The 15,730-nt window shown below is 44.4% G+C and carries 13 protein-coding genes; 11 read left to right on the top strand and 2 right to left on the bottom strand.

The genetic code is table 11. The annotated features are described in order from the left end of the window. The first annotated feature begins 176 nt into the window (after window positions 1–176). The 9 genes from argC (at window position 177) to argH (ending at window position 12,467) form a co-directional block, all read left to right on the top strand. On the top strand, window positions 177–1,214 hold the full coding sequence (argC, locus tag M3234_RS07790; protein ID WP_262304176.1) for an N-acetyl-gamma-glutamyl-phosphate reductase: 1,038 nt from the start codon (window positions 177–179) through the stop codon (window positions 1,212–1,214). Between the two features lie 69 nt (window positions 1,215–1,283). Next, on the top strand, window positions 1,284–2,510 hold the full coding sequence (gene argJ, locus M3234_RS07785; RefSeq protein ID WP_311315633.1) for a bifunctional glutamate N-acetyltransferase/amino-acid acetyltransferase ArgJ: 1,227 nt from the start codon (window positions 1,284–1,286) through the stop codon (window positions 2,508–2,510). Between the two features lie 18 nt (window positions 2,511–2,528). Then, the gene (argB, locus tag M3234_RS07780) at window positions 2,529–3,326 is read left to right on the top strand and encodes an acetylglutamate kinase (RefSeq protein WP_262304174.1); all 798 of its coding nucleotides are present in this window, start codon (window positions 2,529–2,531) and stop codon (window positions 3,324–3,326) included. Then, on the top strand, window positions 3,326–4,525 hold the full coding sequence (locus M3234_RS07775) for an acetylornithine transaminase (RefSeq protein ID WP_262304173.1): 1,200 nt from the start codon (window positions 3,326–3,328) through the stop codon (window positions 4,523–4,525). The genes argB and M3234_RS07775 overlap by 1 nt, the downstream gene beginning before the upstream one ends. A 6-nt stretch (window positions 4,526–4,531) precedes the next feature. Further along, on the top strand, window positions 4,532–5,608 hold the full coding sequence (locus M3234_RS07770) for a carbamoyl phosphate synthase small subunit (protein WP_262304172.1): 1,077 nt from the start codon (window positions 4,532–4,534) through the stop codon (window positions 5,606–5,608). Further along, window positions 5,595–8,795, top strand: a complete 3,201-nt coding sequence (carB, locus tag M3234_RS07765; protein ID WP_262304171.1) for a carbamoyl-phosphate synthase (glutamine-hydrolyzing) large subunit — start codon at window positions 5,595–5,597, stop codon at window positions 8,793–8,795. Before M3234_RS07770 ends, carB begins: the two co-directional genes overlap by 14 nt. After that, complete coding sequence (gene argF, locus M3234_RS07760) at window positions 8,779–9,729, top strand: ornithine carbamoyltransferase (protein ID WP_262304170.1); 951 nt, start codon at window positions 8,779–8,781, stop codon at window positions 9,727–9,729. The genes carB and argF overlap by 17 nt, the downstream gene beginning before the upstream one ends. Before the next feature lie 83 nt (window positions 9,730–9,812). After that, window positions 9,813–11,027 carry an argininosuccinate synthase gene (locus M3234_RS07755; RefSeq protein WP_262304169.1) on the top strand — a complete coding sequence of 405 codons (1,215 nt, stop codon included), beginning with the start codon at window positions 9,813–9,815 and terminating at the stop codon, window positions 11,025–11,027. 63 nt (window positions 11,028–11,090) lie between these two features. After that, on the top strand, window positions 11,091–12,467 hold the full coding sequence (argH, locus tag M3234_RS07750; protein ID WP_262304168.1) for an argininosuccinate lyase: 1,377 nt from the start codon (window positions 11,091–11,093) through the stop codon (window positions 12,465–12,467). Window positions 12,468–12,600: 133 nt separating this feature from the next. Here the strand turns inward: argH and hxlB are convergent, their stop codons facing one another. Both hxlB and hxlA read right to left on the bottom strand, forming a co-directional pair. Continuing rightward, entirely contained in the window at window positions 12,601–13,158 is a 558-nt protein-coding gene (gene hxlB, locus M3234_RS07745) for a 6-phospho-3-hexuloisomerase (RefSeq protein ID WP_262304167.1), read from the bottom strand. Between the two features lie 7 nt (window positions 13,159–13,165). Beyond that, window positions 13,166–13,798 (bottom strand): 3-hexulose-6-phosphate synthase, encoded by a 633-nt coding sequence (gene hxlA / locus M3234_RS07740; RefSeq protein ID WP_262304166.1) that lies wholly within the window; start codon window positions 13,796–13,798, stop codon window positions 13,166–13,168. A 197-nt stretch (window positions 13,799–13,995) separates the two neighbouring features. Here hxlA and M3234_RS07735 point away from each other — a divergent pair, with 197 nt between their 5' ends. Both M3234_RS07735 and M3234_RS07730 read left to right on the top strand, forming a co-directional pair. Next, entirely contained in the window at window positions 13,996–14,361 is a 366-nt protein-coding gene (locus M3234_RS07735; protein ID WP_262304165.1) for a winged helix-turn-helix transcriptional regulator, read from the top strand. Between the two features lie 505 nt (window positions 14,362–14,866). Beyond that, window positions 14,867–15,724: a carbon-nitrogen hydrolase family protein gene (locus tag M3234_RS07730; protein ID WP_262304164.1), complete on the top strand. Its 858-nt coding sequence runs from the start codon at window positions 14,867–14,869 to the stop codon at window positions 15,722–15,724. Window positions 15,725–15,730: the final 6 nt, after the last annotated feature.

Below are 15,730 nucleotides of genomic sequence, written 5' to 3'. Positions count from 1 at the left end.
TTTTTGCGGTCTATGCATAAAGATTGTATAAATATAAATATTATAATGAAAGCGTTTACAAAATGCAGTATCTAAAAATTAAATAAATAATGAAAAAATAAGCAATTTAATTATTGAATAATTATATACATGTATGTATAATAATTCATTATAAAACAATGTGGGAGTGAGAAATATTGAAGGCTGCGATTATTGGCGGTACTGGTTATGGAGCGGTTGAGTTAATAAGGCTTTTAAAAAAGCATCCAAATTTCCAAATTGGTACTGTAGTTTCTAACTCCCAAGCAGGAAATAGCTTTAGTGATGCTTATCCTCATTTATCGGGGTTAATAGAACAACCTTTGGAAAAATTCGACCCAAAAAGTTTGTCCGAAACGAATGACCTCGTTTTTCTGGCAACTCCTTCGGGGGTTAGTGGAAATCTTGTTCCTCAGCTCAGGGAATATGGTATGAAATGTATCGATTTATCCGGGGATTTTCGGTTAAGGACTGCAGAAGAGTATGAAACTTGGTATAAGCATTCCGCACCTGCAGAAAAATATTTAAATGAAGCAGTGTATGGATTAAGTGAATTATATGAAGAAAAAATTAAAACAGCTAAATTAGTAGCGAATCCTGGCTGTTATCCAACCGCAGCCACTTTGGGATTAATACCTATTTTAAAAAGTAATTTAGCAGATGACGAGACGATCATTATCGATGCAAAATCAGGGGTAAGCGGAGCAGGGAGAGGAGTTTCGTTAACCTCTCACTACGCTGAAATCAACGAAAATCTGAAGGCTTACAAACTTGGCGCCCATCAGCATATACCAGAAATCGAACAGGTTCTTTCATATGAAAGCGGGAATCCCATCACTGTCACTTTCACAACCCACCTTGTACCGATGACTCGCGGAATCATGTGCACAACCTATGTAAAGTTGAAAAACAAACTCTCTACAGAAAACGTTCATCAAATATACGATGAATTTTATAAAAATAAACCTTTTGTAAGGATCAGACCGGTTGGAACTATTCCTGCAACAAAAGAGGCATGGGGCAGCAATTACTGCGATATCGGCCTTCATGTCGACCCACGGACCAACCGATTGACCATTATTTCAGTAATCGACAATTTGGTCAAAGGTGCCGCAGGTCAGGCAATCCAAAACGCAAACATCATGTTTGGCTGGGATGTCAGGACGGGGCTTGGTGACATGCCAATGTATCCATGATGAAAAAATAGCTTACTAGGTAAAGAGCTTTATTAACGAACAGGGACCAAAAAGGGGGAAATTACAATGATTCAAGCCACATCCAGTCAGAAGATAGTTGTACTTGAAGAAGAAGGAGTTACCTTGGCGCAAGGGTTTAAGGCGGGAGGTATGCATTGCGGGGTTAAACGGAAACGGCTTGATCTCGGTTATATTGTTTCAGAGGTCCCGGCATCGGTAGCTGGAGTTTACACAACAAATATTTTTCAAGCAGCACCATTATTAGTGACACAAGAAAGCATCGCAAAAGAAAACAAGATTCAAGCCATTCTTGTAAATTCCGGGAATGCCAATGCGTGCACCGGTGAGCAAGGGTTAAAGGATGCATATGCAATGCAAAAACAGTTTGCTGTACAACTTGGTGTAAAAGACCATCATGTTGCAGTCACATCGACAGGTGTAATCGGCGAATTGCTGCCAATGGAGAAAATTCAGGCAGGAATTAGTGAAATTCTCCTTGAGGAATATGAAGCTCAAGACAATTTCCTGCAAGCAATCCTGACAACTGATACCTGCGTAAAGCACACTGCAGTTCAATTGCAAATTGACGGCAAAACCATCAGCATCGGCGGTGCCGCAAAAGGTTCCGGAATGATCCACCCAAACATGGCCACCATGCTCGGCTTTGTCACAACGGATGCAAATGTTGCTCATGAAGACCTGTTAACCGCGCTTCGAGATATCACCAACCAGACCTTTAACATGATTACTGTTGATGGAGATACTAGCACGAATGACATGGTGTTGGTCATGGCCAATGGTTTGGCAGGAAACGACCAGCTAACAAAGGATCATCCTGAGTGGGATACTTTTGTGAGCGGTTTGAAAATGGTCAGTGAATCCCTCGCAAAAAAAATTGCCCGAGACGGAGAAGGGGCTACCAAGCTTGTTGAAGTCGAAGTGAATGGAGCCTTCAGTAAAGAAGCTGCCACAGTGGTAGGCAAATCAATTATTTCCTCCAATCTCGTAAAAACGGCCATATATGGAACCGATCCAAACTGGGGCAGAATTGTGACTGCAGCTGGATATAGTGGTGTTCCAATTGAGCCAAACAAAATACAAGTTGCCATTGGTCCATATAAAGTATTTGAGAATGGCATGCCAAGTGTTTTCGTTGAAGAAGAAGTTAAAAAGTATATGGAATCAGAAAATGTCAAGATTTCGGTTGAATTAAATCAAGGTGACTTCAGTGCCACCGCATGGGGATGCGACCTTACTTATGATTATGTAAAAATCAACGCATCCTACCGCACGTAAAAGGGGTGCGTAGCTGAAATGAAATACTTAGTGATCAAGTGCGGCGGAAGCGTGTTAGAAAATCTGCCAAGGTCATTTTATGAGGATATTGTCCAGATGCAACAAACTGGGGAGTGGACTCCGGTCCTTGTCCATGGTGGCGGTCCCTTAATCAATCAACTTTTAAAAAGTTTAAACATCGAGACGAAGTTCATCAATGGCCTCCGGGTCACTAACCACGATGTTCTGGACGTAGTGGAAATGGTCCTGAGCGGGATGGTAAATAAGCAGGTTGTTAGAAACATTGCTGAAGTTCAAGGCAGTGCATTTGGGATTAGTGGTGTGGATGGGAACCTACTTAAAGCGGCACCGACATCGGATGCCCAAACATTGGGATTTGTCGGTGAAGTAGTGGAAGTAAATCAAACTGTCATTGAGGGAATTGTGAAACAAGGTTACATTCCTGTTATCTCTCCAATTGGAATTGATTCTACCGGCCAACGCTATAACATCAACGGCGACATTGCCGCATCCGCAATCGCCAAGTCACTCGGAGCGAACCTATGCTTTATCAGCGATATCCCGGGGATCCTCGTTGAAAAAAATGGAGTAAAGACAAAAGTAGACAAAGTCTCTAAAGCAATTATCGAAGAAATGATCGAAAACGAAACGATTTACGGTGGGATGATTCCGAAAGTAAAAGCCGCTATTGATGGCCTGGTACACAATATTCGTGAAGTTGCCATCATAAACGGTTTTGAGAAAAGCAGTTTACTAGATTACGTGAACGGAAAACAAGTCGGTACCAAAATCGTTTTAGAAGAGGAGATTGCGTAATGCCAAACAATAATGCCATATCTCAACTTTCGCCAGTTATGCCAACCTACTCCCGTTTTCCTGTGACTCTGGTCAAGGGGAAAGGCAGCTATGTCTGGGATGATAAAGGCACACAATTATTAGATTTCACCTCCGGCATTGCCACCTGCAACCTCGGCCATGTACCGGAACCAGTTAAAGCAAAACTCGAAGAACAGCTGCAAAACCTTTGGCACTGTTCTAACCTATACAACATCCCGAATCAGGAGCAACTCGCGGCCCTGCTTACAGCAAACAGTTGCGGCCACCAGGTTTTTTTCTGTAACAGCGGAGCGGAAGCAAATGAAGCGGCCATCAAGCTTGCCAGAAGATATGCGAACAAAGTGAAGGGCAACGGTTCATCTGAAGTCGTTACCTTCAAGCAATCGTTTCACGGCCGGACCTTAGCGACATTAACAGCGACCGGCCAGGAAAAAATCCAGCAAGGATTTGCCCCATTAATGCCAGGGTTCAGCTACCTGCCGTACAATGACATCGAAGCGCTTGATGAACTGGAATCAAAAAAGCCGGCAGGGGTTCTTCTCGAATTGGTCCAAGGCGAAGGCGGCGTCATTCCCGCAGACCCAATCTGGGTGCAAAAACTCGCCCAAATTTGCGAGCAGCAAGACATCCTTTTGATGGTCGATGAAATCCAAACAGGCATCGGCCGTACAGGGACACTTTTTGCATACGAGCAATATTCAATCGAGCCGGACGTGATCAGCATTGCAAAGGGACTTGGTTCAGGTTTCCCAATCGGGGCAATCATCGCCAAGGAAGAAGCGGCAAAAGGCTTCGAACCTGGCAGCCACGGCAGCACTTTTGGCGGAAATCCGCTAGCTACGTCAGCTGGCCTAGCAACTTTATCGCATATACTTGAAAGCAATGTGCTTACCAACGCAAATGAAATGGCCTCATACCTTGACCTTCAGTTAGAAGGTTTGAAACAAAAGTATGATTTTATCAAAGGCATCCGCGGCAAAGGTCTCCTGAAAGGCTTGGTAGTCGAAACCGACGCATCAGCCATCGTTAAAAAAGCAATCGACCAAAACCTGCTCATTTTAACTGCGGGACCAAATGTGGTGCGGATTTTACCGCCATTGACTGTCACAACGGATGAAATAAACGAATTTACTATAAAGCTGGAAAAAACGTTCCAAAGTTTAGAGAAAGGCGAGTGAGGTTAGTTGGAACAAGGATATCTTACTTTGGAAACGGGAGAAGTTTTTGAAGGTGTACTGATTGGGGCTGAAAAGGACTCTCTCGGCGAAGTTGTTTTTAATACAAGTATGACCGGCTATCAGGAAATCATTACCGACCCATCCTATGCCGGTCAAATCATCACGTTTTGCTATCCAATCATCGGAAACTACGGCATCAACGCCCTGGACGATGAAAGCATTTCACCTGCCCTTGCAGGTGTCGTGATTGGCGACCTATGCGAAACGCCGAGCCATTATCAGTCATTCCAGAAATTTTCCGAAAAACTAAAGCAGGCAGGCGTTCCGGGGATTGCTGGAGTTGACACAAGACAGCTTGTAAAAACCATCCGGAGCCGGGGAACGGTGAAAGGGTTTTTAAGCAAAACGTCAGACGCAAGCTTTCCAACAACAGAGAAAACTCCACTCTGGGTGGACCAAGTATCAACGAAGAAGACGCAATTTTTCAAAAACAGCGGGCCGCATGTGGTAATGATGGATTTTGGTTTCAAAAAGTCAATCCTGAACGCCTTGCTTGCTGAAGGCTGCTCCGTCAGCGTCGTTCCTTACAATACGTCTTTTGATAAAATAAAAGCCCTGAATCCGGATGGTGTCTTGATCAGCAACGGCCCTGGCGACCCGATGTCCCTAAAGAAATGGTTCCCGGAAATTAAAAAGATCAGCCAGGAGTATCCTACACTCGGAATTTGTCTAGGGCACCAATTAATCGCCCTTGCCTATGGCGCCAAAACCGAAAAGCTCGCCTACGGCCATCGCGGCGGAAACCATCCAGTGAAGGAACTGACAACCGGAAAAGTGAAAATCACTGCTCAGAACCACGGCTATGTGGTCGTTGATAACAGCATCGACGGTAAGGTGTTTGACGTCACTTACCGGAATGTGAACGACAAGTCGATCGAAGGGTTGCAGCATAAAACGTTTCCGATTCAAACCGTGCAATTCCATCCGGAAGCCCATCCGGGGCCAAGTGATACCGCACATATTTTAACAGAATTCGTTACACAGATTGCATCATTGGGAGAGACACGTTATGCCGTTAAATAAAAAACTGAAAAAAGTGCTTGTGATTGGCTCAGGCCCGATTGTCATCGGGCAGGCGGCAGAATTCGACTATGCCGGCACACAGGCGTGCATCGCCCTGAAGGAAGAAGGACTTGAAGTAGTCCTGATCAACAATAACCCGGCAACAATCATGACTGATGAGGCTGTTGCCGATAAGGTATATATCGAACCGCTAACCGTTGAAAGTATTGAAAAAATCATCCAAAAAGAAAAGCCGGATGGGGTTATCGGCACGCTTGGCGGCCAAACCGGCTTGAACCTCGCCGTTCAGCTTTTTGAACAAAGGATTCTTGAAAAATACAAGGTCGAACTGCTCGGAACTTCCGTGGAGTCAATAAAAAACGGCGAGGACCGTGAACGTTTCCGGAATTTGATGCTGCAAATCGGCGAACCGATTCCGGAATCCGCGATCATTCACAGCTATGAGGAGGGGCTTCAGTTCGTCGGGGAAATCGGCTACCCGGTTATCATCCGCCCAGCCTATACGCTTGGGGGAGACGGCGGCGGCTTTGCCTATAACGAAGAGGACCTGGAAGTCGTTTTGAAAAAAGGTCTGGCAGCCAGCCCGATTCACCAGGTATTAGTCGAGAAAAGCATCAAAGGCTGGAAGGAAATTGAATATGAGGTCATGCGCGATGCCAATGATACGTGCATCATCGTTTGCAATATGGAGAACATGGACCCAGTCGGCGTTCATACCGGCGATTCCATTGTTGTCGCCCCGTCGCAAACACTGACAGATGTCCAGTATCAAATGCTCCGTGACGTTTCGATAAAGGTAATTCGTGAGTTGGAGATTATCGGAGGCTGCAATATTCAGTTCGCGCTCCATCCCGAATCCAACCAATATTACATCATTGAAGTCAATCCAAGGGTCAGCCGCTCATCGGCGCTCGCCTCAAAAGCCACCGGTTATCCGATAGCAAGGATGGCGGCGAAGTGCGCGATTGGCTACCACTTGGATGAAATTGTGAATCCAATAACAGGCAATACCTTTGCCTCGTTTGAGCCGGCGATTGATTATATTGTCGTCAAGCTGCCGCGCTTCCCGTTTGACAAGTTCCCCGAAGCGGATAGAACGCTAGGAACGCAAATGAAAGCGACCGGCGAAGTCATGGCCATTGACCGAACCTTCGAAGGGGCGCTAAATAAAGCGATTCGCTCGATGGAAATGAATGTGTACGGTCTGTGCCGAGCCGGATATTTAAAAGAAACAGACCTGGAACCACTCCTCGAAACAGCCAATGATCAACGGCTGTTCGTGATTGCCGAAGCTTTTAAAAGAGGCTGCACCCTTGAAAAAGTCCAGCAATTGACCCAGATCGACCCGTGGTTTTTACACAAAATCAACTCAATTGTCGCTTTAGAAACTGAACTGGCAACTTACAAATGGAGCAATGTCCCGCTAGAGCTACTTAAGCTGGCTAAACGTCATAACATTGCCGACAAACTATTATCGCAAATTTTTAATATTCCTGAACCACAAATCAGAAGCAAGTGGAAGGAACTAAACTGGAAGCCAGGCTATAAAATGGTCGACACATGCTCAGCCGAATTTGATGCCGTTACACCATACTACTATTCTACTTGGCACGGTTTTGACGAAGTGGAGCCTGCCGACAAGAAGAAGATCTTGGTCATTGGCAGCGGTCCAATCCGCATCGGTCAAGGGATTGAGTTCGATTACTGTTCCGTGCATGCCGCGAAAGCCCTTAAGAAAAAAGGCTACGCCGCGGTTGTCATCAACAATAACCCTGAAACCGTGAGCACTGATTACTCCGTTGCTGACAGCCTATACTTCGAACCGCTCGCGGCCGAGGATGTTCTTCATGTAATCGAAAAAGAACAGGTTGAAGGAGTCCTGATTCAATTTGGCGGGCAAACGGCAATTAACCTTGCCCACGATTTAGAAGCCGAGGGGATTAAAATTTTGGGCACCTCGGTCAAGGATGTTGACCGCTTGGAGGATCGCAAAGAATTTTATCAGTTGCTTGAGGAACTGGAAATTCCACATATTGAAGGAAAAACCGCTCAAACTCCAGATGAACTGTTCGCTGGTGCTGCGGAACTCAGTTATCCCGTTCTTGTCCGGCCATCCTATGTAATCGGCGGCCAGGCTATGTTTACAATTTTTTCAGAAGACGAATTAACGGGGTATATCAAACAGCTTGAGTCACACGAGAAAATGTGGCCGTTATTGGTAGATAAATATGTTCCAGGGTTGGAATGCGAGATTGATGTCATCAGCAATGGAAAGCAGATTGTCGTACCGGGCATCTTTGAACATATTGAAAAAGCGGGCGTCCACTCCGGTGACAGCATTTCGCTGTTCCCGCCGATTACAATTACCGAAAAAATGAAAGAAACATTAATAGATTACGCAGACAGGATTGCCAAAGCAGCCCAAATCGTCGGAATGATGAACATTCAATTCGTCATCCACGAAGATACAGTTTATGTCCTTGAAGTGAACCCACGCTCGTCACGAACAGTGCCAATTATCAGCAAAGTGACCGGAATTCCAATGATTGAACTGGCCGTCGGTGTCCAGATGGGAGATTCGCTGTCTGGTTATGCTCCAGGACTTCAGCCAGAACCGAGTTATTTTTCCGTCAAAGCGCCAGTTTTCTCCTCCAGTAAGCTTAAAGGAGTGGACCACGTGCTCGGGCCGGAAATGAAATCGACCGGAGAAGCGCTCGGCCTTGGCAAAAGCTATCAAGAAGCTTTTGAAAAAGCGATGCCTTCGCTTGGGGAAGGAAATTATATCTTATGTTCCATATCTGATCGCGAAAAACCGGGAAGCCTTCCGATTATCGAAGAACTGCTCAAAACAAATAAGCTTGCCGCTACCGAAGGGACTGCAGAATATCTGCAAAACCATGGCATCGCAGTTGAAAAAATGGTCAAGGACGAAGGCGATGTACTAAAGTTTTTCAAAAATAACAAGGTAAAAGCGGTTATCAATATTCCGAATCAAGGCCGTAACAAGCAGAAATTTGGCTTCCAAATCCGCGAGCACGCCGTCCGCTACAAGGTGCCGGTGTTTACCCACCTCGATACCGTAAAAGCGATGATTGGGCTGCCGGATGGGTCAGATTTTGAAGTTATGACCGTCAGCGAGTTCTACCAATTGGAAAAGAGAGGGATTGTCCATGCTCGAGGCTACTAAAATAAATTTACAAGGAAAAGACTTTTTACAGCTTTCTGATTTTACCAGTGAAGAAATTTTATATATGCTCGATGTTGCCCAGGAACTGAAGGGATTGCAAAAGCAGGGTAAACCGCAGCCATATTTGAATGGCAAGGTATTGGGGATGATTTTTGAAAAATCATCCACCCGTACCAGGGTCTCATTTGAGGTTGGCATGCTCCAGCTCGGCGGTCATGCGATTTTCTTAAGCTCCAAAGATATTCAATTGGGCCGCGGCGAAAGCATTTCCGATACAGCAAAGGTGCTGTCCCGTTATGTAGATGGGATTATGATCCGCACATTCGGTCACGACTCGGTGGAAGAATTGGCGGAGCATGCATCCGTGCCGGTTATCAATGGATTGACCGACCTGCAGCACCCGACACAGGTAATGGCCGACTTGTTAACGATTCTGGAGCATAAAGGTAAATTATCGGGGCTGAAACTAGCTTATATCGGTGATGGTAATAACAACATGCCCCATTCCTTACTTGAAGGGGCTGTCAAGGTTGGAATGGATATTAGCGTAGCCTCGCCGCCTGGGTATTTGCCAAATGGGGCGGTAGTGGAAAACGCCATCAACGTTGGCAAACAAACGGGCAGCACCGTCATGATTACGAATGATCCATTGAAGGCTGTTGCAGGGGCAGATGTCATCGTCACCGATGTATGGACTTCGATGGGGCAGGAAGCGGAAACGGAAAAGCGCTTGAAGGCATTCCAAGGCTACCAGGTAAATGAAGACTTATGCAAGCATGCAAAAGAGGATTTCATCTTCTTGCATTGTCTCCCGGCGCATCGCGGCGAAGAGGTATCCGCAGAAATTATTGATGGCCCGCATTCGGTTGTTTTTGATGAAGCCGAAAACCGCCTGCATGCCCAAAAAGCAATTTTAAAATTATTACTAGCTTAATAGTAGATTTTTTTGAAAAAACATGTATAATAATACCTATAATTGAATAATAATACGAATTCAAGATGGTAAGGAGCGTTACAATGGCAAAGGAAAAAATCGTGTTAGCCTATTCAGGCGGTTTAGATACATCCGTTTCGGTGAAATGGATTCAGGAGAAATATGGTTATGACGTAATCGCGTTAGGGCTGGATGTCGGCGAAGGCAAAGACTTGGAAGCGATCAAAAATAAGGCATTGAACGTCGGTGCCATCAAGGCGATCATGGTGGACGCCAAAGAAATGCTTGCTAAAGAGTATATTTTACCAGCCTTAAAAGCTAATTGTTTATATGAAGGAAAATACCCAATATCTTCGGCATTATCAAGACCATTAATTTCAAAATTATTGGTTGAGGTTGCGGAACAAGAGGGCGCTGCCGCTGTAGCCCATGGTTGTACCGGCAAAGGAAACGACCAAGTTCGTTTTGAGGTTTCCGTTCAAGCATTAAATCCGAGCTTAAAAGTCGTGGCACCGGTCCGTGAATGGGGCATGACCCGTGACGAGGAAATCGCATATGCCGAAAAAAATGGGATTCCAATTCCAGTAGATTTGGATAATCCGTTCTCCATTGACGCAAACATTTGGGGACGTGCCTGCGAGGCGGGAGTTCTAGAGAATCCATGGGCCGAAGCGCCTGAAGCGGCTTACGACTGGACGAATCCAATCGAATTAACTCCGGATGCCGCGGAGTATGTGGAAATTGACTTCGAACAGGGAGTTCCAGTTGCCCTTAATGGCGAAAAATTACCACTTGTTCAATTAATTGAAACGTTGAATACACTTGGCGGAAAACACGGTGTCGGTCGGATCGACCATATCGAAAATAGATTAGTAGGAATCAAATCACGCGAAGTTTACGAGAATCCTGCAGCGGTAATTTTAATCAATGCCCATAAGGAATTAGAGTTTTTAACATTGCCGCGTGAGGTTACCGAATTCAAAACCCAGATTGACCAGAAAATGGCAAAAATTATTTATGACGGACTTTGGTATTCACCATTAAAAGCAGCGCTTGATGCGTTCATTGAAGAAACACAAAAAGTGGTGTCAGGCACCATTCGCGTTAAGCTTCATAAAGGCAATCATACCGTTGTCGGCCGTAAATCCCCGCACAGCCTCTACAATGAGGAACTGGCTACTTATACAAAAGGCGATGCCTTTGATCATAATGCGGCGGTTGGTTTCATCAAGCTTTGGGGGCTGCCAACAAAGGTTTATACTGAGGTAAATAATAAAGCGTCAGTTTTAAATAAGTAGGAAATAGAGCGGAGCGCCCTCGAAACTGATTTCGGGGGCTCCCATTTTTAGGAGGATTTCTCTATGTCAAAGTTATGGGGCGGACGTTTTACAAAGGAAACTAACAAGCTGGTTGAGGAGTTCACAGCATCGATATCCTTTGACCAAAAGCTGGCTAAAGAGGATATCGCCGGGAGCCTTGCTCATGTCCAAATGCTTGGCGAATGCGGCATCATCCCATTGGAAGATGCCGGAAAAATTAAAGCCGGCTTGCTGACGATTAAGGAAAAAGTCGACCGCGGCGAAGTGGAGTTTTTGGTCGAAGACGAGGATATTCATATGAATATCGAGAGACAACTAATTGAAGAGATTGGGCCAGTTGGGGGCAAGCTCCATACCGGACGCAGTCGGAACGACCAGGTTGCCACCGACATGCATCTCTATTTGCGGACAAAAACAACTGAGCTGATTAAATTGGTTGAGGATGTCCAGAAGGCAATCGTCGGCCAGGCGAAGGAGCATGTGGAGACACTGATTCCTGGCTACACCCACCTGCAACGCGCCCAGCCGGTATCGTTCGCCCACCATTTAATGGCCTATTTCTGGATGTTTCAGCGCGATAAAGAGAGATTGCTGGATTCATTGAAACGGGTGAATTGGCTGCCGCTTGGTTCTGGGGCTTTGGCTGGGACAACTTTCCCGATTAAACGCGAGCTGGTCGCCGAGCAGTTGGGCTTTGAAACCGTCTATCCGAATAGTATGGATGCCGTCAGTGACCGTGATTTTATCCTTGAGTTTCTCTCGATTGGCTCGATTATCATGACCCATATTTCCCGATTGTCGGAGGAATTCGTGATTTGGTCAAGCCAGGAATTCCAGTTTATCGAACTCGATGATTCGTTCTGTACCGGCTCAAGCATCATGCCGCAGAAAAAGAACCCGGATGTGCCGGAGCTGCTTCGCGGGAAAACCGGCCGTGTATATGGCAACTTAGTAGGCCTGTTGACGGTGTTAAAAGGGTTACCGCTTGCGTATAACAAGGATCTCCAGGAAGACAAGGAAGGCATGTTTGACACGGTGGAAACGCTGGAAGGGTCATTGAAGCTGCTGGCACCGATGATCGAAAGTATGACCGTTCGGAAGGATGTCATGCGCAAAGCGATCAACAATGATTTCTCTAATGCGACCGATATTGCCGATTACCTGGTCACCAAAGGCCTTCCATTCCGTGAGGCACATGAAGTGATTGGAAAAATTGTTTTATACGCCATCCAGTCCGGCAAGTTTTTGTTGGATTTGAGCATGGATGAGTATAAGGAATTTAGTGGGCTGTTCGGGGAGGACATTTACGAGGTATTGGCGCCGGAGCATGTCGTAGCGGTTCGGAACAGCTTTGGCGGGACTTCACCGGAGCAGGTCCTTGCGCAGATTAAGTTGGCTGAGGAGAAACTGGGGCAATAAAACGTATTTATTTTGAATAACCCTTGATACAGCAGGCATTATTGCTGTATCAAGGTGAAAATACCCTTTTCATTATGATCCTTATAATGCTGGATTATGTTTAAACGTCATTGCTTAATATGTGTAATATACTCTATTCAAGATTTGCATGTTTCCCATACATTTTATTAGAATCTAAGCCTTTTTTCTCCATAAAACGCAAGATGACGGAATCATAAAATAACAACATCGTTTGCTCAAATAGAGATCCCATTGGTTGAATGGTCTTGTAATCACCTTGAGACTGGTCTTTCGTTACCCCCGGTAATTTAACGATGATATCCGCTAATTTTCCAATGGTTGATTCAGGTGAAATGGTTATAGCTGCAACTGTACCTCCCAAGCTTTTTGCTTTTTCAGCAATGGCAACCAATGTTTTGGTTTCTCCTGAACCTGACCCAATGATTAATAGATCGTCTTTTTCTAAGTTAGCTGTTACGGTTTCACCAACTACATAGGCATCAATCCCCATGTGCATCATTCGCATCACAAAAGATTTCCCCATAAATCCAGATCTACCAGCTCCAGCCACAAAGATTTTCTTGGATTCTAAAATCTGATGGACTAATTTCTCTGCTTGATCATCAGAGATTAAGTCTACCGTTTGACTTAATTCTTTGACAACTTGTCCTAGATATTCAGTAGTCTTCATTGTTGAATTACCCTTGTTTCATTAATTTTTGCATTTCTTGTGCTGTCGCTTTCTTATCTTCCTTATTCGTAATCCCGCCACCTACGATTACTAGATCTGGTTGTTGTTTAATGACCTCAGGAAGAGTTTCTAATTTGATTCCACCTGCAATCGCAGTTTTTGCATTTTTTACAACGCTCTTAATTGTGTGTAGATCTTCAAAGGAATTTTTACCCACAGCTTGTAAGTCGTAACCTGTGTGTACACAGATATAGTCAGCACCAAGTTCATCCAATTCTTTAGCACGGCCTGCAATGTCTTTTACTGCAATCATATCCACAAGGATTTCTTTTCCTTGTTTTTTCGCTTCTTCCACTGCGCCTCTAATGGACTCATCTTCTGCTGTTCCAAGAATTGTAATAATGTCAGCACCTGCCTCAGATGCTTGGCTTACTTCATATCCAGCGGCATCCATAATTTTTAAGTCTGCTAACACGGTTAAATTAGGAAAAGCAGCTTTTACCTCTTTAACTGCTTTAAGACCTTCATTGATTACCACGGGTGTACCAATTTCTACAACATCAATATATTCTTCTACCTCTTTTACTAATTCAATTGCTCCGGGAATATCGACAAGGTCTAATGCTAATTGTAATTTCATTTATATTCGCTCCTTATAAAATAGTTTCAAATGTTGTGCTAAGCGGCTTTCTTGAGATGTTTCTTTTTGATGATTCATTTGCTCATTAGCACGTCGTTTAGTATAATCATTAGGTTATAAAATTAAAAGTACGCACTTTAATCGCATATAGTGCTAAAAAGTATACTATTGGACAAAATAAAGGGGGGGTGAAGCAAATGCCAAATTTAGGAGAGAAAATGTTTAACTGTGAAAAAGAATTAACGCTTGCAGTAATTGGCGGCAAGTGGAAAATGTTGATATTATGGCATCTTGGCAAGGAAGGGACGAAACGTTTTGGTGAATTAAAGGCCCTCATTCCAGGTATTACTCAAAGAATGCTTGTTAATCAATTACGTGAACTGGAAGAACATTTAATTGTGCATCGAGAAGTTTACCCTGTTGTTCCACCAAAAGTGGAATATTCATTGACTGATTATGGAAGAAAACTGATCCCGATTTTAGATGCTATGTATGAATGGGGCAAAACATATATTGAGAATGTATTGGAAAAAGAACCTGAGCATCAATCAACTACTAAGTAGAGACATGCTAATCATAACCTGCCATCGTTTAGCCAGTTTTAACCGTGCTTTTTATTACTTTTTATAAATAGAGACAACCCATATTTAATGAAAAAGCCTTGAGCAGCAATAATTGCAGCTCAAGGCTTTTTATATTATAGTGTCATTTTTTATACTATGTTATCCAAATGTGACTATATGTAAAAAAAGTGCGTACTTTTAAAAAGTATACATAGGTAATATACTGATTTGACAAAGCAATTTGAAATAATATCACCCGCGGAGGGAGTGGTTGCTTTGCCAAATGAATTAGAGGATATGCCGTGGAAGAAAATGACTAGCTAAAATAAATAAGAGAAATCAAAACTAGACTGGTGAGGAAATATAAGATTTGTGAATAGAAACTTTTTGAATCTGGTCTTTTCCCTCTTACCACTTATTAAAAGGTTTTTCATTTGTATTCTCTCCCTAAATAGTAGATAATTTCCATTAGAATCAAACAAAACACCCATTAAGGAGGCCTAAAATGAAACTTAGAGTATCTGCAGTCCAGTACCATCTTCATACCATTAAAACCTTCGAGGAATTCGCCGCCCAATGTGAGCATTATATAAAAACAGCAGAGGAGTTCGGAGCGGAATTTGTCCTGTTTCCGGAGTTCTTCACCACCCAGCTGCTGTCCATCGGCAACGGCCAGGGGCAAAGCCTGACCATCGATGATCTGCCATGTTTTACAGAGCAGTACAAAAAGCTGTTCACCACATTCGCCAAAGAAACGAACATGCATATTATCGCCGGAACGCATGTCATTGAAAAAGACGGCAAACTGTATAATACCGCGCACCTTTTCTACCCGGACGGCAGAATCGGCGAGCAGGCCAAGCTTCATATTACCCCAACCGAAGTCAAAGAGTGGAATATGGCGCCTGGCGACTCGTTTCAAATTTTTGAAACCGAAAAGGGAAAAATCGCCCTGCTTACCTGTTATGATATCGAATTTCCTGAGATTGTCCGGATGGCGAAGGCTAAAGGCGCGGACGTGATTTTCTGTCCTTCCTGCACCGATGACCGTCACGGCTTCCACCGCGTTCGCTATACCAGTCATGCCCGGGCCATCGAAAATCAGGTATATGTGGTTCTCACCGGAACTGTTGGAGCTCTGCCAACGGTTGACTTCATGCGGGCCAATTTCGGCCAGGCTGTTGTTATTACACCAAATGACATCCCGTTCCCACCGCTGGGCATTCAAGTCCAAGGGGAAATCAACGACGACATGGTTATCACCGCTGACCTCGACCTCGAACTTCTATATGAAGTAAGAGAGCGCGGCGCTGTCACCACCTGGCGTGACCGCAGAACGGATTTATATACGGATTGGAAATAGGGGGGA

The organism is Neobacillus niacini (assembly GCF_023715785.1).
Lineage (GTDB): Bacteria > Bacillota > Bacilli > Bacillales > Cytobacillaceae > Neobacillus > Neobacillus niacini_E.
Note: the sequence above shows the minus strand (reverse complement) of the source record. Positions and strands in the feature narration are given on the sequence as shown.

Excerpts from the sequence above, each read along its gene's own strand:
- M3234_RS07775 (WP_262304173.1), top strand. The coding sequence starts at position 3,326 with ATGCCAAACAATAATGCCATATCTCAACTTTCGCCAGTTATGCCAACC.
- hxlA (WP_262304166.1), bottom strand. The coding sequence starts at position 13,798 with ATGAAATTACAATTAGCATTAGACCTTGTCGATATTCCCGGAGCAATT.
- argB (WP_262304174.1), top strand. The coding sequence starts at position 2,529 with ATGAAATACTTAGTGATCAAGTGCGGCGGAAGCGTGTTAGAAAATCTG.
- hxlB (WP_262304167.1), bottom strand. The coding sequence starts at position 13,158 with ATGAAGACTACTGAATATCTAGGACAAGTTGTCAAAGAATTAAGTCAA.
- argH (WP_262304168.1), top strand. The coding sequence starts at position 11,091 with ATGTCAAAGTTATGGGGCGGACGTTTTACAAAGGAAACTAACAAGCTG.
- M3234_RS07730 (WP_262304164.1), top strand. The coding sequence starts at position 14,867 with ATGAAACTTAGAGTATCTGCAGTCCAGTACCATCTTCATACCATTAAA.
- M3234_RS07735 (WP_262304165.1), top strand. The coding sequence starts at position 13,996 with ATGCCAAATTTAGGAGAGAAAATGTTTAACTGTGAAAAAGAATTAACG.
- carB (WP_262304171.1), top strand. The coding sequence starts at position 5,595 with ATGCCGTTAAATAAAAAACTGAAAAAAGTGCTTGTGATTGGCTCAGGC.
- argF (WP_262304170.1), top strand. The coding sequence starts at position 8,779 with ATGCTCGAGGCTACTAAAATAAATTTACAAGGAAAAGACTTTTTACAG.
- M3234_RS07755 (WP_262304169.1), top strand. The coding sequence starts at position 9,813 with ATGGCAAAGGAAAAAATCGTGTTAGCCTATTCAGGCGGTTTAGATACA.